At 54.6% G+C, this 19,945-nt stretch carries 17 protein-coding genes; 8 read left to right on the plus strand and 9 right to left on the minus strand.

Features of this window, described 5'->3' with window-relative positions:
• The first annotated feature begins 220 nt into the window (after positions 1-220).
• Genes potA through potD form a run of 4 tightly spaced genes read left to right on the plus strand, consistent with a single transcriptional unit; the run spans position 221 to position 3,999 of the window.
• Positions 221-1,339, plus strand: a complete 1,119-nt coding sequence (gene potA, locus HX884_RS06410) for a spermidine/putrescine ABC transporter ATP-binding protein PotA (RefSeq protein WP_013097089.1) — start codon at positions 221-223, stop codon at positions 1,337-1,339.
• Positions 1,323-2,180 (plus strand): spermidine/putrescine ABC transporter permease PotB, encoded by an 858-nt coding sequence (gene potB / locus HX884_RS06415; RefSeq protein ID WP_040019558.1) that lies wholly within the window; start codon positions 1,323-1,325, stop codon positions 2,178-2,180. The genes potA and potB overlap by 17 nt, the downstream gene beginning before the upstream one ends.
• On the plus strand, positions 2,177-2,968 hold the full coding sequence (potC, locus tag HX884_RS06420; RefSeq protein ID WP_178327868.1) for a spermidine/putrescine ABC transporter permease PotC: 792 nt from the start codon (positions 2,177-2,179) through the stop codon (positions 2,966-2,968). The genes potB and potC overlap by 4 nt, the downstream gene beginning before the upstream one ends.
• Positions 2,965-3,999 (plus strand): spermidine/putrescine ABC transporter substrate-binding protein PotD, encoded by a 1,035-nt coding sequence (gene potD, locus HX884_RS06425; protein WP_178327869.1) that lies wholly within the window; start codon positions 2,965-2,967, stop codon positions 3,997-3,999. Before potC ends, potD begins: the two co-directional genes overlap by 4 nt.
• 43 nt (positions 4,000-4,042) lie before the next feature.
• Here potD and HX884_RS06430 read toward each other — a convergent pair whose 3' ends face one another.
• From HX884_RS06430 to lolC, 6 genes are all read right to left on the minus strand, one after another.
• Positions 4,043-5,272, minus strand: coding sequence for an EAL and HDOD domain-containing protein (locus HX884_RS06430; protein ID WP_058679145.1), 1,230 nt, complete (start codon positions 5,270-5,272; stop codon positions 4,043-4,045).
• Positions 5,273-5,498: 226 nt separating this feature from the next.
• Positions 5,499-6,320: a Sir2 family NAD+-dependent deacetylase gene (gene cobB / locus HX884_RS06435; RefSeq protein WP_029881967.1), complete on the minus strand. Its 822-nt coding sequence runs from the start codon at positions 6,318-6,320 to the stop codon at positions 5,499-5,501.
• A gap of 14 nt (positions 6,321-6,334) precedes the next feature.
• The gene (nagK, locus tag HX884_RS06440) at positions 6,335-7,246 is read right to left on the minus strand and encodes an N-acetylglucosamine kinase (RefSeq protein WP_038979828.1); all 912 of its coding nucleotides are present in this window, start codon (positions 7,244-7,246) and stop codon (positions 6,335-6,337) included.
• Positions 7,247-7,299: 53 nt separating this feature from the next.
• Positions 7,300-8,544 carry a lipoprotein-releasing ABC transporter permease subunit LolE gene (gene lolE / locus HX884_RS06445; RefSeq protein WP_013097096.1) on the minus strand — a complete coding sequence of 415 codons (1,245 nt, stop codon included), beginning with the start codon at positions 8,542-8,544 and terminating at the stop codon, positions 7,300-7,302.
• Positions 8,544-9,245, minus strand: coding sequence for a lipoprotein-releasing ABC transporter ATP-binding protein LolD (gene lolD, locus HX884_RS06450; protein ID WP_013097097.1), 702 nt, complete (start codon positions 9,243-9,245; stop codon positions 8,544-8,546). The genes lolE and lolD overlap by 1 nt, the downstream gene beginning before the upstream one ends.
• Positions 9,238-10,437, minus strand: coding sequence for a lipoprotein-releasing ABC transporter permease subunit LolC (gene lolC, locus HX884_RS06455; protein WP_023621889.1), 1,200 nt, complete (start codon positions 10,435-10,437; stop codon positions 9,238-9,240). The genes lolD and lolC overlap by 8 nt, the downstream gene beginning before the upstream one ends.
• A gap of 256 nt (positions 10,438-10,693) precedes the next feature.
• Between lolC and HX884_RS06460 the strand changes: the two genes are divergently transcribed.
• From HX884_RS06460 to HX884_RS06470, 3 genes are all read left to right on the plus strand, one after another.
• Positions 10,694-11,767, plus strand: a complete 1,074-nt coding sequence (locus HX884_RS06460) for an acyltransferase family protein (RefSeq protein ID WP_178327870.1) — start codon at positions 10,694-10,696, stop codon at positions 11,765-11,767.
• Positions 11,768-11,915: 148 nt separating this feature from the next.
• Positions 11,916-15,362: a transcription-repair coupling factor gene (gene mfd / locus HX884_RS06465; protein ID WP_178327871.1), complete on the plus strand. Its 3,447-nt coding sequence runs from the start codon at positions 11,916-11,918 to the stop codon at positions 15,360-15,362.
• A 149-nt stretch (positions 15,363-15,511) separates the two neighbouring features.
• Complete coding sequence (locus tag HX884_RS06470) at positions 15,512-16,477, plus strand: L,D-transpeptidase family protein (protein ID WP_040019532.1); 966 nt, start codon at positions 15,512-15,514, stop codon at positions 16,475-16,477.
• Positions 16,478-16,550: 73 nt separating this feature from the next.
• On the opposite strand, the gene bhsA is transcribed toward HX884_RS06470, so the two are convergent.
• A complete protein-coding gene (bhsA, locus tag HX884_RS06475; RefSeq protein ID WP_013097102.1) occupies positions 16,551-16,808 on the minus strand; it encodes a multiple stress resistance protein BhsA in 258 nt (85 codons plus the stop codon).
• 244 nt (positions 16,809-17,052) lie between these two features.
• Here bhsA and HX884_RS06480 point away from each other — a divergent pair, with 244 nt between their 5' ends.
• A complete protein-coding gene (locus HX884_RS06480) occupies positions 17,053-17,694 on the plus strand; it encodes a TetR/AcrR family transcriptional regulator (protein WP_013097103.1) in 642 nt (213 codons plus the stop codon).
• Between the two features lie 55 nt (positions 17,695-17,749).
• Here HX884_RS06480 and HX884_RS06485 read toward each other — a convergent pair whose 3' ends face one another.
• Both HX884_RS06485 and HX884_RS06490 read right to left on the minus strand, forming a co-directional pair.
• Complete coding sequence (locus HX884_RS06485) at positions 17,750-18,289, minus strand: glycine zipper 2TM domain-containing protein (protein WP_178327872.1); 540 nt, start codon at positions 18,287-18,289, stop codon at positions 17,750-17,752.
• Positions 18,290-18,482: 193 nt separating this feature from the next.
• Positions 18,483-19,787 (minus strand): NAD(P)/FAD-dependent oxidoreductase, encoded by a 1,305-nt coding sequence (locus HX884_RS06490; RefSeq protein WP_038419114.1) that lies wholly within the window; start codon positions 19,785-19,787, stop codon positions 18,483-18,485.
• Positions 19,788-19,945 lie beyond the last annotated feature (158 nt).

Here is a 19,945-nt window from a genome sequence, read left to right on the forward strand (position 1 = left end):
CAACTTGTCGTCAAAATCGGTGTTGCAAAAACGGGAGTGACCATAGATTCCGTTTATATCGTGTACGTCAGTAAATGTAGCTTATGAATCAGTGACAAGGATTGGCGATTCCAGTGGTTTGCCGTAGAATGTCCGCCCTCATTACGAGTCACCAAGGTGGTTACACACAAACCCCGCTTCGGTCTGCTGCCCGGAGCGTCTATATGGGACAGCGCAAAAATTGAATACTCAATCCCGTTCACGTTCACCGCTGGTGCAACTGGAACGAATTCGTAAAAGTTTTGATGGTAAAGATGTCATTTCCGACCTCAATCTGACCATCAATGATGGTGAGTTCCTCACGCTGCTTGGCCCTTCTGGCTGCGGCAAGACAACCGTACTGCGCCTTATCGCCGGGCTGGAAAGCGTCGATAGCGGCCATATCCACCTTGAAAAGCAGGACATTACCCAGGTCCCCGCTGAAGATCGTCACGTTAACACCGTCTTTCAAAGCTATGCTTTGTTCCCGCACATGACCGTGTTTGAAAACGTTGCGTTTGGTCTGCGGATGCAAAAAACACCGGCCAGCGAGATCCCGCCGCGCGTGACCGAGGCGCTACGGATGGTACAGCTGGAGGAGTTTGCTCAACGCAAACCGCATCAGCTGTCTGGTGGCCAACAGCAACGTGTGGCCATCGCCCGTGCGGTGGTCAACAAACCGCGTCTGCTTCTGCTGGATGAGTCCCTCTCCGCGCTGGACTACAAACTGCGCAAGCAGATGCAGAACGAGCTTAAGGCCCTGCAGCGTAAGCTCGGCATCACCTTCGTCTTTGTGACGCATGACCAGGAAGAAGCGCTCACCATGTCCGACCGTATCGTGGTGATGCGTGATGGTAAAATCGAGCAGGACGGCACGCCGCGTGAAATCTACGAAGAGCCGAAAAATCTGTTTGTGGCCAGCTTCATTGGCGAGATCAATATCTTCAACGCCACGGTTATCGAGCGTCTGGATGAGCAGCGCGTTCGGGCGAATGTCGAAGGCCGCGAGTGCAATATCACCGTTAACTTTGCCGTTGAGAAGGGACAAAAGCTCAACGTGCTGTTACGCCCGGAAGATCTGCGCGTCGAGGAGATCCACGGCAATGCGCAAGCCGAAGGATTGATCGGCTATATCCGCGAGCGTAATTACAAGGGGATGACGCTGGAATCCGTTGTCGAACTGGAAAACGGTAAGATGGTGATGGTCAGCGAGTTCTTTAACGAGGACGACCCGGACTTTGATCATTCGCTCGATCAAAAAATGGTGATTAACTGGGTGGAAAGCTGGGAGGTTGTGCTGGCTGATGAAGAACACAAGTAAATTCCAGAATGTGGTGATTGCCACGATCGTCGGTTGGCTTGTGTTGTTTGTCTTTTTACCCAACCTGATGATCATCGCCACCAGCTTCCTGACCCGCGACGATGCCCACTTTGTGGCGCTGGTCTTTACGCTGGATAACTACTCACGTCTGCTCGATCCGCTCTACTTTGATGTGCTGCTGCACTCATTGAACATGGCGCTGATCGCCACCGTTGCCTGCCTGGTGCTGGGGTATCCCTTCGCGTGGTTCCTGGCGCGTCTGCCGCAAAAAATCCGCCCGCTGCTGCTCTTTTTACTGATTGTGCCGTTCTGGACCAACTCCTTAATTCGCATCTACGGGCTGAAAATTTTCCTCAGCACCAAAGGCTATCTGAACGAGTTTCTGCTGTGGCTGGGAGTGATTGATACGCCAATCCGCATTATGTTTACCCCGGGTGCGGTGATTATTGGTCTGGTCTATATCCTGCTGCCGTTTATGGTGATGCCGCTCTACTCCAGCATTGAGAAGTTGGATAAACCGCTGCTGGAAGCGGCCAAAGATCTGGGGGCGAATAAGCTGCAGACCTTTTTCCGCATTATCATTCCGCTGACGATGCCCGGCATTATCGCGGGCTGTCTGCTGGTGATGCTTCCGGCGATGGGCTTGTTCTACGTCTCTGACCTGATGGGCGGTGCGAAAAACCTGCTGATCGGAAACGTGATTAAGAGCCAGTTCCTTAACATTCGCGACTGGCCGTTCGGCTCCGCCACCAGCATTACGCTGACGGTGGTGATGGGTCTGATGCTGCTGGTTTACTGGCGCGCTTCACGGCTGCTGAATAAGAAGGTGGAACTCGAATGATCGGTCGACTGCTTCGCGGCGGTTTTATGACCGCCATTTACGCTTACCTGTATATTCCGATTATCATTTTGATCGTGAACTCGTTCAACAGTTCACGCTTCGGGATCAACTGGCAGGGCTTTACCACCCACTGGTACAGCCTGCTGATGAACAACGACAGCCTGCTACAGGCCGCGCAGCACTCATTAACCATGGCGATTTTTTCAGCAACGTTCGCCACGCTGATTGGTTCTTTCACCGCCGTGGCACTGTATCGCTACCGCTTTCGCGGTAAACCGTTCGTCAGCGGCATGCTGTTTGTGGTGATGATGTCACCGGATATCGTCATGGCGATTTCTCTGCTGGTACTGTTTATGCTGCTGGGTGTCCAGCTCGGCTTCTGGTCGCTGCTGTTTTCCCACATCACCTTCTGCCTGCCATTTGTGGTGGTGACGGTCTATGCACGCCTGAAAGGCTTTGATGTGCGTATGCTGGAGGCCGCAAAAGATCTTGGCGCCAGCGAGATGACCATTTTGCGCAAAATTATCCTGCCGCTGGCGATGCCCGCCGTCGCGGCCGGGTGGCTGCTCAGCTTCACTCTGTCGATGGATGACGTTGTGGTCTCCTCTTTCGTGACCGGGCCGAGCTATGAAATTCTGCCGTTGAAAATCTATTCGATGGTGAAAGTCGGCGTCTCGCCTGAGGTGAACGCGCTGGCGACCATACTGTTAGTGTTCTCGCTGGTACTGGTGATTGCCAGCCAGATTATTGCTCGTGATAAAACAAAATCTCAGGGGACAATGAAATGAAAAAAATGCTTGCCGCTGCGGCACTGGTGCTCGGAATGGGCGTCGCGCACGCTGATGACAGCAAAACGCTCTACTTCTATAACTGGACTGAGTATGTGCCGCCGGGTCTGCTGGAGCAGTTCACCAAAGAGACGGGCATTAAGGTCATCTACTCTACCTACGAGTCCAATGAAACCATGTACGCCAAGCTTAAAACGTACAAGGACGGCGCGTACGATCTGGTGGTGCCATCGACCTACTTCGTCGACAAGATGCGTAAAGAGGGCATGATCCAGAAGATCGACAAGTCGAAGCTGACCAACTTCAACAACCTCGATCCGCAGATGCTCAACAAACCGTTCGATCCGAACAACGACTACTCCATTCCGTACATCTGGGGTGCGACCGCCATCGGGGTTAACAGCGAAGCAATCGATCCTAAAACCGTCACCCAGTGGGCCGACCTGTGGAAGCCTGAATACAAAGGCAGCCTGCTGTTAACCGACGATGCCCGTGAAGTGTTCCAGGTGGCGCTGCGCAAGCTGGGTTACTCGGGCAACACAACGGACCCGAAAGAGATTGAAGCGGCCTATAACGAGCTGAAAAAACTGATGCCTAACGTGGCGGCGTTCAACTCCGATAACCCGGCGAATCCGTATATGGAAGGGGAAGTAAATCTCGGCATGGTGTGGAACGGCTCTGCATGGGTTGCGCGTCAGGCCGGTACGCCGCTGGAGGTCGTCTGGCCGAAAGAAGGCGGCATCTTCTGGATGGACAGCCTGGCTATTCCTGCGAATGCGAAAAACGTTGACGGTGCCCTGAAGCTCATTAACTTCCTGCTGCGCCCGGACGTGGCGAAGCAGGTTGCCGAGACTATTGGCTACCCAACGCCAAACCTGGCCGCCCGCAAGCTACTGAAGCCTAAAGTGGCGAATGATAAATCCCTCTACCCGGATGCCGACACCATCAGCAAAGGTGAATGGCAAAACGATGTCGGCGACGCGAGCCGTCTGTATGAAGAGTATTACCAGAAATTAAAAGCCGGCCGATAAGGGCCGCAGTCTGGCTCCTCACGTCGCCACGCCGTGAGGGGCCTTAACCCGCCGCATTTTCCCCCGCCCAGATCGTCGCCATTCTCATGGCATCGACAACGTCGTCATCCGACAGCCCAAGACCGTTCGCTATCCTGGCCGCCTCCTCCCACTCCTGCTGTTCATAGTGGCGGCACAGCGTCACCATATCGGCTAACACGCCTTCCTGATGACACAGGGCCTGGCTGACAGCCTGCGGCACCGCAATTTGCTTCATCAACTCCGCCATTGGCAATTCAAGCAAGGTATCAAGCAGAGAGAACAGGCCACACATAAACGCGTTTTCCGCGAGCCCCGGCGCAGGCATCTTCTCTGCAATCAGCTCACAGAATTTGCCCCGCATCATGCTCAGAGGATACAGCTCATCGACGGTGTCGTTGCCGGCACTGGCCAGCACCACCACCGCAACAAAGCGTCGCAGCTGATTTTCCCCCAGATACCTGAGGACTTCGCTGAGCGTTAACTTGCTAAAATTGCAGGCACCGACGTGTTTAAACGCCGTGTGTTTCATATAACGCATGATTTTATAGGACAAGGTGAGATCGGTTTTTATTAACGACTCGATGATCCGAAAATCAGGTTTATTCCGCCCCACTTCCATCTGCAGGCGGAAAATCGCCAGTTGATTTTGTGATAAGCGTTTATATTTAATCACTTCAGGGCGACAGAAAAAGTAACCCTGAAAAAGCGAAAAACCGGCATCACGATAGCGTTTGAATTCCTCTTTAGTCTCAACTTTTTCAGCGAGATACTTTATATGGTGAGTCAGGCTTTTACGTGTACGCAGGTAATCCTGAATTTGCGCTAAGGTATAATTTCTGACATCAAATTTAAGTACAGAAATATAGGGTAAAAAGCGATCCCATTCCGGCGCGAGGGTAAAATCATCAAGCGCAAAGCGATATCCGTGCGCATTCATCTCTTTCACGGCCTGCAATAACGCCTCGCCGGGAACGGCATCTTCAAGGATCTCAATGACCACGCTCTCCTTGTCCAGCGCTTCACCGCTGCGGTCGATGACCATTCTGGATGGAAAGTTGATAAACAAGGTCTGTGTCCCGGCGATACGCTGAGACGGTACAGATAAAAAATGGTCGGATATCATTCTGGATGTTGCATATTCTGCCGATACATCCGGAAAACGGTTTGCCATCCCATCCCTGAAAAGCAGTTCATAAGCTACCGTATTCATATCCGGGTTAAAAATGGGTTGTCTCGCAATAAATCCGTACATATCCCATCCTCCTTATCGACGTTATATTTATTAGCATCCTCTTTCTACACCACGATAACGAGCATTATTAAGCACTATTTTGAGTGAATGCACAAAATAATAGCATCCACACTAATTAACAGGGCTTATATTGTGGTTTAGTAAACATCATTAATGGTAATTTCAGCGGACGAGTTTATAAACAAAAAAGCACCCGCTTAACGGGTGCCTTTTCATACTGTCGCTATTACAGACCTTTGAGCAGCTTGTCGACGAACTCGGGTACGACCTCGCTTGCCAGCCCATAGTGCTTCTCTTCAAACTCGCTTCCCACCTGGCTGGGTTCGAGGTTCAGCTCTACGGTATGCGCACCGTGCAGACGCGCTTCGTGAACAAACCCCGCCGCCGGATAGACATGCCCAGAGGTACCGATGGCGATAAACACATCCGCCATGGCCAGCGCGCTGTAAATCTCATCCATCCCCAGCGGCATTTCACCAAACCAGACCACATGCGGACGCAGACGCGAAGGGAACTGGCAGCAGTGACATTTATCCTCAGGCAGCACGTCCTCTTTCCAGTCCAGCACCTGGCCGCTCCAGGCACAGCGCACCTTCAGTAGCTCGCCGTGCATGTGGATGATGTTTTTGTTGCCGGCTCGCTCGTGCAGGTTATCGATATTCTGCGTAACCAGCAGAAAACGGTCACCCAGCGCCTCCTCCAGCTTCGCCAGCGCCAGGTGCGCCGGATTAGGCGCTATTTCTGGCTGCTGAAGCTGACGACGGCGGGCATTGTAAAATGCCTGCACAAGATCCGGGTCACGGGCGAAGCCTTCTGGTGTCGCCACATCCTCAACACGGTGCTCTTCCCACAACCCGTCCGCAGCACGGAAGGTTCGAATACCGGACTCGGCAGAGATCCCCGCCCCGGTCAGCACCACCACTCTGGGTTTATCCATCGCTTCTGGCATCATTCTGTCTCTGAAAAAGATCCGCTGGCGCAAGCGCTCACGTAAGCGGCGTTTATTTTTGCGAAAACGGCTGAGTCGACCCTGGCGACGCGACAGCATAGTAACCTCGTAAACTAGTCGGTGAGATGAAGGAATGCGGCTCCGCGCATGCCTCCTGCGTCCCCGTGTCGCGCACGTTCAATACGCGGCACGCGGGCGACTGGCAATAAATGTCGGGGCAGACGCCCGGACAGGTGTTCCGTTATCGCGGTAAAGTTTGATAACCCGCCCCCAATCACCAGCAGATCCGGATCGACGATGGTGAGGATATTTCCCAGACACACCGCCAGCAGATCGAGATAACGTTCAACGTGCTCTCGCGCCTGCGCATCGCCTTGCTCCCACAGGGTAATGATTTGAGGGGCTTCGAGTTTCTGATGATAGAAGTGTTCGTAAAGCCATGCAAACCCACGACCTGACAGGTAGTTCTCAATACAGCCATGCTGACCACAGCCGCAGCGGGTAAGCGGGAAATCGCGTCCCACGACCTCAAGCGCATCTACCGGTAAACGGATATGACCAAACTCTCCCGTGATATAGCTGCGCCCGGTGATCGGTTTGCCATTAATAACAATTCCCCCGCCAACGCCGGTGCCAAGGATCAACCCCATCACCAGCGGATAGTGACGGAATTCATCATCCCAGGCTTCAGAGAGCGCAAAGCAGTTGGCATCGTTATCTAAACGCACGTCGCGTTCAAGGAGAGCAGAGAGATCGGCGCGCAGCGGTTTGCCGCTGGCAGCAGGTACGTTGGCGGCATACAGCGTGCCGTCGTCGGTTTCAGGCATGCCTGGAATACCGATGCCGACGCTGCCTTTCACGCCAAAGCGTTCATCCGCTTGCGCCACCAGCGCGGCAATGGCGGTTAAAAATTCATCGTAGCTTTCGCGCGGCGTGGGAACGCGGGTTTCCCACTGCAGTTTGAGATCGTTATCAAACGCGCCGAGCGCAATTTTAGTGCCGCCAATATCAAATCCGTAATACATAACGCATTCCTCTTTTAACCTGGCGGCCCGTAAGCCGCTAGATCATGACGTAATTACTGGCCACTTAATACCCTCGCCGGATCAATTCGGCTTGCGCGACGCGCCGGATACCAGCTTGCCAGCAGACTCAGTAAAAGTGCTGTAACCAGCACATAAATAACGTCCAGCCAGTGCAATTCAGACGGCAGGAAGTCAATAAAATAGATATCACCCGACAGGAACTGGTGGCCGATCAGCTTCTCAATTCCGTTGATGATTGGCGTGAGCTGTAACGACACCACGACGCCAATCACCACCCCGCACAGGCTGCCGAACAGCCCCGCCAGCAGACCATACCAGACAAAGATGGCGCGAATAAGACCGTCCTTTGCCCCAAGGGTACGCAGAACCGCGATGTCGCCACTCTTGTCTTTGACCGCCATAACCAGCGTCGAGACGATATTAAAGCACGCCACACCAATCACCAGCACCATCGCCAGATACATGATGGCGCGGATCATCTGGATATCACGATACATATACCCGTAAGTGCCGATCCAGCTTTTGATGTAGACATAGTTATTGGTCACGCTGCCCGCATCACGCACCAGTTTATTGGCATTGAAGACGTCATTGACCTTAATGGCGATGCCCGTCACGCTGTCGCCCATGTCCAGATACTGACGTGCGTCTTCCAGCGGTACCATTGCAAAGCTGTGATCGAGTTGACCGCTCAGTTGCAGGATCCCGGTGACGTGCAGACGCACGCGCTTAGGCTGCTGCAATTTATGGTCAGCGCTGGCGTTTGGGATCATGATCGACACCCAGTCGCCCTGCTTCACTTTCAGCGCGTCGGCCACACCTTTGCCCATGATGATCTGTTGCTCACCGGCCTTAAAGTTTGCCCACGCGCCGTTCTGCACATACTTCGGCAGCGCGCTCAGACGCGCCTCCTGCGCCGGGTTCACCCCTTTCACCTGGATGGCGCGCAGGTTAACACCGCTTTCCACCAGCCCTGTAAAGTTGATGTAAGGTGCAGCGGCGGCAATGCCCGGCACGTTTTCCACTTTGCTGAGGGCATCACGCCAGTTGTTCCACGGCTGATTAACCGGTTCAATTTCGCCGTGCGGCACAACGGCCAGAATACGGTTATTCAGCTCACGCTCAAAACCGTTCATGGCGCTTAATCCCACAATCAATACCGCCACGCCGAGCGCAATACCGATGGTGGAGATCACCGAGATAAGGGAGACCATCCCGCCGCGACGACGGCCGCGGCTGAAGCGTAGCCCGATGAGTAACGATAACGGTGAGGCCATTACTCCGCTCCCATCAGAGTCAGTTCAGCGTTCAGATGACCGTCACGCATCTCAAGCTGGCGTCCCATCCGTTTTGCCAGCTGCAAATCGTGGGTCACCACCAGAAACGCCGTCCCCTGTGAGGCATTCAGCTCACCCAGAAGCTGGAAAATACTGTCAGCATTGCGCGCATCCAGGTTGCCGGTTGGTTCATCCGCCAGCACCAGACGCGGGTTGTTCACCAGCGCACGGGCAATTGCCACACGCTGACGCTCGCCACCGGACAGCTCAGACGGACGGTGGTCACCGCGATGCCCCAGGCCTACGGCTTTCAGCATGTCGCTGGCACGGGCATTAATTTCTGCCGGTTTCTTTTTACCAATCAGCAAAGGCATCGCCACGTTTTCCAGCGCCGTGAAATCCGGCAGCAGATGGTGGAACTGGTAGATAAAGCCCAGCTCACGGTTACGCAGCTCCGCTTTTGCCGCAGAAGACATTTTGCTCATCGGCTGGCCTGAGAAAATTACGTCGCCACTGGTCGGCGTATCCAACCCGCCCAGCAGGTGTAATAAGGTACTTTTGCCGGAACCGGAGCTGCCGACAATCGCCATCATCTCGCCTTCGCCCACGCTGAAGCTCACATTGTGCAGCACATCAGTCTGTACAGAGCCTTCCTGATAGCGTTTGGACAGGTTGTCGCATTGCAACAGGATCTTATTCATAACGTAAAGCCTCAGCGGGTTGAGTGGCGGCAGCGCGCCAGGAAGGATAGAGCGTAGAAAGCAGCGCAATGGCCATCGCGGCCAGCGCAATACCGACCACCTGCAACGGTTCGATAGCAACCGGCAGCGCCGCGCCATCAAGCAGCGCGCCGATGATCGGCATTAAGTTATTCAACTGACTGGCCAGCAGCGCCCCGAGAACGGCCCCGAGTAACGCGCCAATGATCCCGGCGCTGGCCCCCTGCACCATAAAGACGGCCATAATCTGGCGCGGCGTCAGCCCCTGGGTTTGCAGGATGGCAACTTCGCCCTGCTTTTCCATTACCATCAGACCAAGCGAGGTGATGATGTTAAACGCCGCGACCGCGACGATCAGGCTCAGCAGCAGGCCCATCATATTTTTTTCCATACGCACGGCCTGGAACAGTTCGCCTTTACGCTCGCGCCAGTCCTGCCATTTTGTGCCTTCCGGCAAGGTTTGCTGGCTGAGGGTATCGACCTTCAGCGGTGCGTCGAGCCACAGACGCCAGCCGGTAATGTTGCCCACCGGATAACGCATCAGACGCGAAGCATCCTGGATATTCATGAGCATCTGGTAGCCGTCAACTTCGCTGTTGGCGGCAAACGTGCCAATAACCGTGAACAGACGCTGGCTGGGCAAACGTCCCATCGGCGTAAACTGGCTGGCAGACGGCACCATCACGCGCAGCTGGTCGCCACGGTTCACGCCAAGCTGCCCGGCAAGCTGTTCGCCGAGGATGACGTTGTATTTGCCCGCTTCCAGATCGCTTTGCTTCACGTTGACCAGATACGGCGTGAGCGGATCTTTTTGCGCCGGGTCAATCCCCAGCATGACACCCACCGCCACGCTGCGGGCGCTTTGCAGTACGACATCACCCGTTGTCACCGGCGCAACGCGCGTGACACCCTGTAACTTCGCCGCACTTTCCGGCAGTTGTTGCGGGTTAACGGAACCGCTGGTTGAAGAGAGAATGGCCTGCGGCATCAGCCCCAGGATGTTGTTTTGCAGCTCGCGCTCAAAGCCGTTCATGACGGAAAGCACCGTCACCAGAGCCATCACGCCAAGCGTAATGCCAATAGTCGAAAGCCAGGAGACAAAGCGACCGAAACGGTCCGCGGCGCGCCCACGCATGTAGCGTAAGCCTATGAAGAGTGCGACAGGTTGATACATGAAGTCCGTCTGTTTGCTGATAGCAGACCCACGAGTATATAAGCGAATCCGTTAAGCGTAAATGACTGAAACCGTAAGCTTTGGTAATCATTTTTCTGAAAAATTAAGATAAATCAGAATGCTACTCTTCGAATTATCGCGCCACACCCTCCACCTTTTCCGAAAAACTTCCTGATACAGACTGTTTCCCGTTACATCCCGGCTGCGTTTACCAACAATTGTTCGTTCGTTTATGGCAATAAGGTAGTTGCGAACAATGAAGCAAAAAGCATTATGGATTAACCAGATAAAGGGGCTGTGTATCTGCCTGGTGGTGATCTATCATTCGGTTATCACATTTTATCCCCATCTGACGGGGCTACAACATCCGTTGTCCGGTCTTCTCGCCAAATGCTGGGTCTATTTTAACCTTTATCTCGCGCCCTTCCGTATGCCGGTATTTTTCTTCATATCCGGTTATCTGATCCGTCGTTATATTGACGAGGTGAACTGGCGCACCAGTTTTGACAAACGGATCTGGAGCATTGTCTGGGTCCTTGCGCTGTGGGGCGTATTGCAATGGCAGGCGCTGAGCCACCTCAATGCCTGGCTGGCACCTGAACGTGAACTGGCCACCTCCTCGAACGCCGCGTATGCCGATTCACTTTCCGGGTTTGCGTGGGGGATGCTCACTGCCAGCACCAGCCTGTGGTATCTGTACGCCCTGGTGGTCTATTTCACGCTATGTAAACTGCTTAGCCGCTGGAAGCTGCCCGTACTGGGGCTGCTGGCACTGGCCAGCATCACGATCAATTTTCTGCCGCTGCCGTGGTGGGGAATGAACAGCGTGGTACGCAATATGATCTACTACAGCCTTGGCGCGTGGTATGGCGCAGAGCTGATGGCCTGGATGAAGGGGCTGAACCTGCGTCGCACCTGGCTGGCGCTGGCCGCTTTTGCTGCGGTCTCCGTGGTACTGTGGTTTGCTAACGTTCTGCTGCTGCTTTCCCTGCTGTCGATCGTGCTGATCATGAAGCTTTTCTATAGCCTCGAGCAGCGTTATGCCGTTCATCCCAGCAACCTGCTTAACGTTATCGGCTCAAACACCATCGCTATCTACACCACGCACCGCATCCTGATAGAGGCCTTCAGCCTGTTCCTGATCGGTGAGATGAATGCTGCCTACTGGCCGGTCTGGGCCGAGCTTGCCTTGATCCTGGTCTACCCATTTGCCAGCCTGCTGATCTGCACCCTCGCCGGACTTGGCGTACGCAAAATATCGACGGCACTGTTTGGCGATCTGTTCTTCTCTCCCCCTTCCGCGAGCGCACTGTCTCCGGCAACCCGATAATACCGCCCTCGCCCCCGTCCGGGGGCGAATCTTCCCGCGTTGCAGTTCAGATTTGCTTATGCAAAACGATCGAGGATAATAAAGACATTGCGTATCAGTGATATGCCCCAATACTGTTGGTATATCCACAAGAGACTCTGACATAGCCATGCCTGAACACTATCGTTATTCCCTGCCTGTTAAAGCGGGCGACCAGCGCCAGCTGGGCGAACTCACTGGCGCTGCGTGCGCCACGCTGGTGGCAGAAATCGCTGAGCGACATCCTGGTCCGGTGGTGCTGGTCGCCCCGGATATGCAAAATGCGCTGCGACTGCATGATGAAATTCGCCAGTTCACCGATAACCTGGTCTTCAGTCTGGCCGACTGGGAAACGCTGCCGTATGACAGCTTCTCCCCGCATCAGGAGATCATCTCCTCGCGCCTGTCGACCCTCTATCAGTTACCGACCATGCAGCGCGGCGTGCTGATCGTTCCGGTCAACACCCTGATGCAGCGCGTCTGTCCTCACAGCTATTTGCACGGCCATGAGCTGGTGATGAAAAAAGGTCAGCGCCTGTCCCGGGACGATCTGCGCGCGCAACTGGACAGCGCCGGATACCGTCATGTCGATCAGGTTATGGAGCACGGGGAATACGCCACGCGCGGTGCGTTGCTCGACCTGTACCCGATGGGCAGCGACCAGCCGTATCGACTGGACTTCTTCGACGATGAGATCGACAGCCTGCGCGTATTCGACGCCGACACGCAGCGCACGCTGGAAGAAGTGGAAGCCATCAATTTATTACCCGCCCATGAATTCCCGACGGACAAAACCGCTATCGAGCTGTTCCGCAGCCAGTGGCGCGACAAGTTCGACGTTAAGCGCGACGCTGAGCATATCTATCAGCAGGTCAGCAAAGGTACGCTTCCTGCCGGGATCGAATACTGGCAGCCGCTGTTCTTTAACGAGCCATTGCCCGCTCTGTTCAGCTACTTCCCGGCGAACACGTTGATTGTCAACACCGGTGATATCGACGCCAGCGCCAGCCGCTTTGAGAGCGAAACCCGCGCGCGCTTTGAAAACCGGGGCGTAGACCCGATGCGTCCGCTGCTGCCACCTGAAGCGCTGTGGCTGCGCACCGACGAGCTCAACGCCGAACTCAAGCGCTGGCCTCGCGTACAATTGAAAACCGATACGCTTGCCGATAAAGCTGCCAACACCAATCTTGCATTCCAGAAGCTGCCAGATTTAGCCGTTCAGGCACAGCAGAAATCCCCGCTGGAGAGTCTGCGCAAGTTCCTCGACGCCTTTACTGGCCCGGTTGTCTTCTCCGTTGAGAGTGAAGGCCGCCGTGAAGCGCTGGGCGAACTGCTGGGGCGGATTAAAGTTGCTCCGAAACGCATTTTGCGCCTGAGCGAAGCCACGGGGACGGGGCGTTATCTGATGATCGGTGCCGCCGAGCACGGGTTTATCGATACCCTCAACAACGTGGCATTAATCTGTGAAAGCGACCTGCTGGGTGAACGTGTTGCGCGTCGCCGTCAGGACAGCCGTCGCACCATTAACCCGGATACGCTGATCCGCAACCTGGCGGAACTCCATCCGGGCCAGCCGATTGTGCACCTTGAACATGGCGTGGGTCGTTATCAGGGGATGACGACGCTGGAAGCCGGTGGCATCAAAGGTGAATACCTGATGCTGACCTACGCCAACGACGCCAAACTCTACGTGCCGGTCTCATCCCTGCATCTGATCAGCCGCTACGCCGGGGGTGCAGAAGAGAATGCACCATTGCATAAACTGGGCGGCGACGCCTGGGCACGCGCCCGGCAGAAAGCGGCGGAAAAAGTGCGAGATGTGGCGGCCGAGCTGCTGGATATCTATGCCCAGCGTGCGGCCAAAGAGGGCTTTGCCTTTAAGCATGATAAAGAGCAGTACCAGCTGTTCTGCGACAGCTTCCCGTTTGAAACCACGCCGGACCAGGCTCAGGCCATCAATGCCGTGTTAAGCGACATGTGTCAGCCGCTGGCAATGGACAGGCTGGTCTGTGGCGATGTCGGCTTCGGGAAAACCGAAGTAGCCATGCGCGCGGCGTTCCTCGCCGTCGAGAATAACAAGCAGGTGGCGGTACTGGTGCCCACCACCCTGCTCGCTCAGCAGCACTTCGATAACTTCCGCGACCGCTTTGCCAACTGGCCGGTACGCATCGAGATGCTGTCACGTTTTCGCAGTACCAAAGAGCAAACGCAAATCCTGGAGCAGGCCAGCGAGGGTAAGATCGATATTCTGATCGGCACCCACAAACTGCTGCAGAGCGACGTGAAGTGGAAAGATCTGGGGCTGTTGATTGTTGATGAAGAGCACCGTTTCGGGGTACGCCATAAAGAGCGTATTAAAGCGATGCGTGCCGACGTCGATATCCTGACCCTGACCGCAACGCCGATCCCGCGAACCCTGAACATGGCGATGAGCGGCATGCGCGATCTGTCAATTATCGCCACGCCGCCGGCGCGTCGTCTGGCCGTGAAAACCTTTGTGCGCGAATACGACAATCTGGTGGTGCGCGAGGCCATTCTGCGTGAGGTGCTGCGCGGCGGTCAGGTCTATTACCTCTACAACGACGTGGAAAATATCCAGAAAGCGGCAGACCGGCTGGCAGAGCTGGTGCCGGAAGCGCGTATTGCCATCGGTCACGGGCAAATGCGCGAACGCGAACTGGAACGGGTGATGAACGACTTCCACCACCAGCGCTTTAACGTGCTGGTGTGTACGACCATCATTGAGACCGGGATCGATATCCCGACGGCCAACACCATCATTATTGAACGCGCGGATCATTTCGGTCTGGCGCAGCTTCATCAGCTGCGTGGCCGCGTCGGGCGTTCGCACCATCAGGCCTATGCCTGGCTGCTGACGCCGCATCCAAAAGCGATGACCACCGATGCGCAAAAACGTCTGGAAGCGATCGCCTCGCTGGAAGATCTGGGCGCTGGCTTTGCACTGGCGACGCACGACCTGGAGATCCGCGGTGCGGGTGAGCTGTTGGGTGAAGATCAAAGTGGCTCGATGGAAACCATCGGTTTCTCGCTCTACATGGAGTTGCTGGAAAACGCGGTCGATGCCCTCAAGGCCGGACGCGAACCGTCGCTGGAAGATCTCACCAGCCAGCAAACCGAAGTTGAGTTACGCATGCCGTCTCTGCTGCCGGACGATTTCATTCCGGATGTGAACACCCGCCTGTCGTTCTACAAACGTATCGCCAGTGCGAAAAATGAGAACGAACTGGAAGAGATCAAAGTCGAGCTTATTGACCGCTTTGGCCTGCTCCCGGATGCCGCACGCAACTTGCTGGATATCGCGCGGCTGCGTCAGCAGGCGCAGAAGCTGGGCATCCGTAAGCTTGAGGGCAACGAGAAAGGCGGCGTGATTGAGTTTGCCGAGAAAAACCACGTTAACCCTACGTGGCTCATCGGTTTACTGCAAAAGCAGCCGCAGCATTTCCGCCTGGATGGGCCAACGCGTCTGAAATTTACGCAGGAGCTGACGGAGCGTAAAACCCGTATGGACTGGGTACGCAACTTTATGCGCCAGCTGGAAGAGAACGCGATCGCATAATCTGCTCTGCCCCCAGTTGCGCCATGCTACCGGGGGTAACAATTTACAAACTCTTTTCACTTCACCCGATCTTCCCGACAGACCCCTTCGCCATAATTATCACTAACCGTTAAAAAATAATCACCCTGTCATTTATATGGATTATAGTGATGATGACCTCTTCGCGTTTCACTCGCTGGATAACCGTGTTAGCGCTGGCCGCAACGGTTGCGGTTGCACTTCCCGCTCGCGCAAACACCTGGCCACTCCCGCCTGCAGGCAGTAAGGTGGTTGGGGAAAACCGTTTTCATGTGGTTGAAAACAATGGTGGATCGCTAGAGGCGATTGCCAAAAAATATAACGTCGGCTTTCTGGCCTTACTGCAGGCCAACCCCGGCGTTGACCCTTATGTCCCGCGCGCTGGCAGCGTGTTAACCATCCCGCTGCAGACGATTTTGCCGGATGCGCCGCGCGAGGGGATCGTGATAAACCTTGCCGAACTGCGTCTTTACTATTACCCGCCCGGTAAAAATGAGGTGACCGTATACCCTATTGGTATTGGCCAGTTGGGCGGCGACACGCTGACCCCGACGATGGTTACCACCGTATCAGACAAGCGTGCAAACCCAACCTGGACGCCAACGGCCAATATTCGTGCCCGCTATAAAGCGCAGGGGATCGATCTGCCCGCCGTTGTACCGGCCGGCCCGGATAACCCAATGGGCCACCATGCCATCCGCCTCGCGGCCTATGGCGGCGTGTACCTGTTACATGGAACGAACGCGGACTTTGGTATTGGCATGCGCGTCAGCTCCGGCTGTATTCGTCTGCGCGATGACGATATCAAAACGCTCTTCAACCTGGTCACGCCGGGCACCAAAGTGAACATCATTAATACCCCGATCAAGGTCTCTGAGGAGCCAGGCGGCGTGCGACTGGTTGAAATTCACCAGCCGTTATCGAAAAACATTAATGACGATCCGCAGACGCTGCCAATCAACCTGAATGCGGCGATGGTGAGTTTTAAAACCGATGCAAGGACGGATGGCATTGTGATGGAGCGGGCAATGGAAGCACGTTCGGGCATGCCGACTGACGTCACACGTCATCATGGTGTCGCCCAGCAGTCGATGTAAACCCAAACGCAAAAACGCCCTGCACATGCAGGGCGTTTTTTTAGCAGTGGCATAAATGAGGGTTTAGCCAGGCTTATTTGTAAATAACAGCGGTACCGTGAAGGGTGTTAGGACCGGTTACAGAGGTAATGCGGAACGATTTCGCACCCATCTCATCCGCTTTTTGCGCCAGCTGGTCTTCCAGTGAACCCAGGTTAGTCCCGGCGCTGGCAGAGATGGTCCCTACTTTATGCTGGTCAGCAGGCGTTGACTGGACTTCCACAGCAGCAAAGCTTGCGAAAGAGAGTGAGCTAAGAACAGCAGCGGCGATGAGGGTTTTTACGTTTTTCATGATTTTTACCTTTGGCAGATGAATTTTGAGGTCGTTAGCTATTTAGTTAACGATCGATAGGTAAATGATAGATGTGATCCAGCTCACACGTCAACATGTTTTTATAACGACCATTAAATTAATTTTAATTCCGTTGTTTTTCATACCCATATGATTAATTTATTTTTCAGAAAACAGCACTGGTGGTGAAATGCGTTTATTTTTATAATGGTTATTCAACAAACCAACAGAGGACCAACGGCAAATGACAACCGATGTCACGAGTTGTGCGAAGAAAAGCCGTGGCCGACCAAAAGTGTTCGACAGGGATGCAGCGCTTGATAAGGCCATGACTCTCTTCTGGCAACATGGGTATGAAGCGACTTCGCTTTCCGATCTGGTAGAAGCCACCGGAGCCAAAGCGCCGACGCTGTATGCGGAATTCACGAATAAAGAGGGGTTGTTCAGGGCGGTACTGGACCGATACATCTCTCGCTTCGCATCGCGATACGAAGCACAACTATTTTGTGAAGAGAAAACGGTTGAGCAGGCACTGCATGACTATTTCACCGCCATCGCCACCTGCTTCACCAGCAAAGAGACGCCCGCGGGCTGTTTTATGATTAACACCTCCGCGACGCTTGCGGCCTCCTCGAAAGAGATCGCCAACACGGTGAAATCGCGTCATGCCATGCAGGAGGAGACGCTCAGCACCTTCCTGGCCCAGCGCCAGCAGCGTGGTGAAATTCCGGCGCATTGCCGCCCTCAGGAATTAGCACAATACCTGAGCTGTATTTTACAGGGGATGTCGATTAGCGCCCGAGAAGGGGCGACGCTGGAAAAACTGCAGCATATCACCGAGACCACCCTGCGCCTGTGGCCCGAACTGCTTAAAATACAGGGCTAAAAAAAAGCTCCTCAGCCTGAGCGCTTGAGGAGCTAAGTTCAGAGAACATCTTTTTTTACGCTTTGTTATTCAGTACCAGCTGGCCATTTCCATCCAGCGGAATTTGTGTGCCGGGGTCTCTGTCCATACGGATTTTGCCCTGCTGGTCACCAATTTTGTACGTCACGTCATAACCCAGCATTTTTTCCGACTTGTCATAGACGGTTTTACAACGCTGCTGTGTCGTGGTGTACGTATCGTTATCCTGCATTGCGCCCTGCACCTGGTTACCGGCATAGCCGCCACCCAGCGCACCGACCACGGTCGCCACATCTTTACCACGGCCGCCACCAAACTGGTGACCAATCACCCCGCCTGCCACCGCGCCCAGCACAGAGCCGGCAAGACGGTTTTCATCCTGAACCGGACGACGATTGGTGACAGAGACGTTACGGCACTCCTGACGAGGCGTTTTAACTGTTTCTTTAATCGGGGTTGCAGAAACCACCTGCGCATACTGTGGGCCGCGATTCAGTACGTTGAGACTGGCAACGGCAGCCACACCTAACGCAGCAGCGACGCCAATCCCTATACCCGCCAACATTGATTTATTCACGGGACTTCCTCCTTTGTTGCTATTGGTAACAATTTTGCAATGCAGGCTACGCTTCGCCAATAAGACAAAGGCTCAAAAAAGTGGCTTTCAGGAGAGTAACAGGGCGTTTAGGAGAACTCTTAAGCACTCAATCTGTGATGAGCAGCATGATATGCTAAAAAATCCCTCCGGAGGGCCCGGAGGGAGAGAAAAATTAGTGCAGCTTCAGACGTGGACGGATCACGCGGTTGATTCGCCCTACCAGCATCATCAGCCCGGTTTTGAAGTAGCCGTGCAGCGCAATCTGGTGCATACGGTACAGGGAGATATAGACAAAGCGTGCGATGCGCCCTTCTACCATCATCGAGCCGCGCATCAGGTTCCCCATCAGGCTGCCTACGGTAGAGAAGTTCGACAGCGAAACCAGAGAGCCGTGGTCTTTGTAGACGTAGGCCTTCATTGGCTTGCCTTTGCGCTGTGCCAGAATATTGTGCAGCACCAGGCTTGCCATCTGATGCGCTGCCTGGGCGCGAGGAGGCACGAAACCGCCTTCAGGACGCGCGCATGACGCACAGTCACCAATCGCGAAAATCTCCGGATCGCGCGTGGTTTGCAGCGTCGGCTCGGTCACCAGCTGATTAATCCGGTTGGTTTCCAGCCCGCCTATGTCTTTCATGAAATCAGGTGCTTTGATACCCGCCGCCCAGACCATCAGATCCGCTTTGATGTACTCGCCATCTTTGGTGTGCAGGCCACCTTCGTCTGCGCTGGTCACCATCGTCTGGGTGAGAACACGTACGCCCAGTTTGGTCAGTTCGTTATGCGCCGCGCCAGAAATACGCGGAGGCAGCGCAGGCAGAATACGCTCACCTGCCTCAACCAGCGTTACGTTCAGCGCTTCATTGGTTAACCCTTTGTACCCGTAGCTGTGCAGCTGTTTTACCGCATTGTGCAGCTCAGCGGAGAGTTCAACGCCCGTTGCGCCACCGCCTACAATGGCGATATTCACCTTGCCATTCGCACCCATGTTATTGGTGTACTTCAGGAACAGGTTCAGCATTTCCTGGTGGAAACGGCGCGCCTGGTGCGGGTTATCCAGGAAAATGCAGTGCTCTTTCACACCCGGGGTGTTGAAATCGTTGGAGGTACTGCCCAGCGCCATGACCAGTGTGTCATAGGCAAGCTTGCGCTCCGGGACCAGCAACTCCCCTTTTTCGTCACGCAGCTCGGCCAGGGTAATGGTTTTGTTCTCACGGTTGATATCCACCACGGAACCCAGCTGGAACTGGAAATGGTGGTTACGTGCGTGCGCCAGATAGCTCAGCGCGTCCACGCCCTCATCCAGTGAACCGGTCGCCACTTCGTGCAGCAACGGTTTCCACAGGTGGCTGTGGTTACGATCCACCAGCGTGATTTTGGCTTTTTTGCCGCGACCCAGCTTCTTACCCAACTGTGTCGCCAGCTCCAGCCCGCCAGCACCACCGCCTACAATCACTATCTTTTTCAATGGCGTAGTCAACGTGACCCCCTCAAATTATTAACCAATTGTTAATTAAAAGTTATAAAAATAACCCTTAATTAACAACAGGTTACAGCACTGAAACCATTCAGGTGCATTGAGAATACCACGTCAGGCGCATTGGTCATACCAAAATTGATGTGCATCAAGTTTTGGTG

It is taken from the genome of Enterobacter sp. SECR19-1250 (assembly GCF_013391025.1).
Taxonomy (GTDB): domain Bacteria; phylum Pseudomonadota; class Gammaproteobacteria; order Enterobacterales; family Enterobacteriaceae; genus Enterobacter; species Enterobacter cloacae.

Coding starts and splice junctions, on each gene's coding strand:
- potB (WP_040019558.1), top strand. CDS start 1,323: ATGAAGAACACAAGTAAATTCCAGAATGTGGTGATTGCCACGATCGTC.
- potC (WP_178327868.1), top strand. CDS start 2,177: ATGATCGGTCGACTGCTTCGCGGCGGTTTTATGACCGCCATTTACGCT.
- potD (WP_178327869.1), top strand. CDS start 2,965: ATGAAAAAAATGCTTGCCGCTGCGGCACTGGTGCTCGGAATGGGCGTC.
- HX884_RS06430 (WP_058679145.1), bottom strand. CDS start 5,272: ATGTACGGATTTATTGCGAGACAACCCATTTTTAACCCGGATATGAAT.
- cobB (WP_029881967.1), bottom strand. CDS start 6,320: ATGCTGTCGCGTCGCCAGGGTCGACTCAGCCGTTTTCGCAAAAATAAA.
- nagK (WP_038979828.1), bottom strand. CDS start 7,246: ATGTATTACGGATTTGATATTGGCGGCACTAAAATTGCGCTCGGCGCG.
- lolE (WP_013097096.1), bottom strand. CDS start 8,544: ATGGCCTCACCGTTATCGTTACTCATCGGGCTACGCTTCAGCCGCGGC.
- lolD (WP_013097097.1), bottom strand. CDS start 9,245: ATGAATAAGATCCTGTTGCAATGCGACAACCTGTCCAAACGCTATCAG.
- lolC (WP_023621889.1), bottom strand. CDS start 10,437: ATGTATCAACCTGTCGCACTCTTCATAGGCTTACGCTACATGCGTGGG.
- HX884_RS06460 (WP_178327870.1), top strand. CDS start 10,694: ATGAAGCAAAAAGCATTATGGATTAACCAGATAAAGGGGCTGTGTATC.
- mfd (WP_178327871.1), top strand. CDS start 11,916: ATGCCTGAACACTATCGTTATTCCCTGCCTGTTAAAGCGGGCGACCAG.
- HX884_RS06470 (WP_040019532.1), top strand. CDS start 15,512: ATGATGACCTCTTCGCGTTTCACTCGCTGGATAACCGTGTTAGCGCTG.
- bhsA (WP_013097102.1), bottom strand. CDS start 16,808: ATGAAAAACGTAAAAACCCTCATCGCCGCTGCTGTTCTTAGCTCACTC.
- HX884_RS06480 (WP_013097103.1), top strand. CDS start 17,053: ATGACAACCGATGTCACGAGTTGTGCGAAGAAAAGCCGTGGCCGACCA.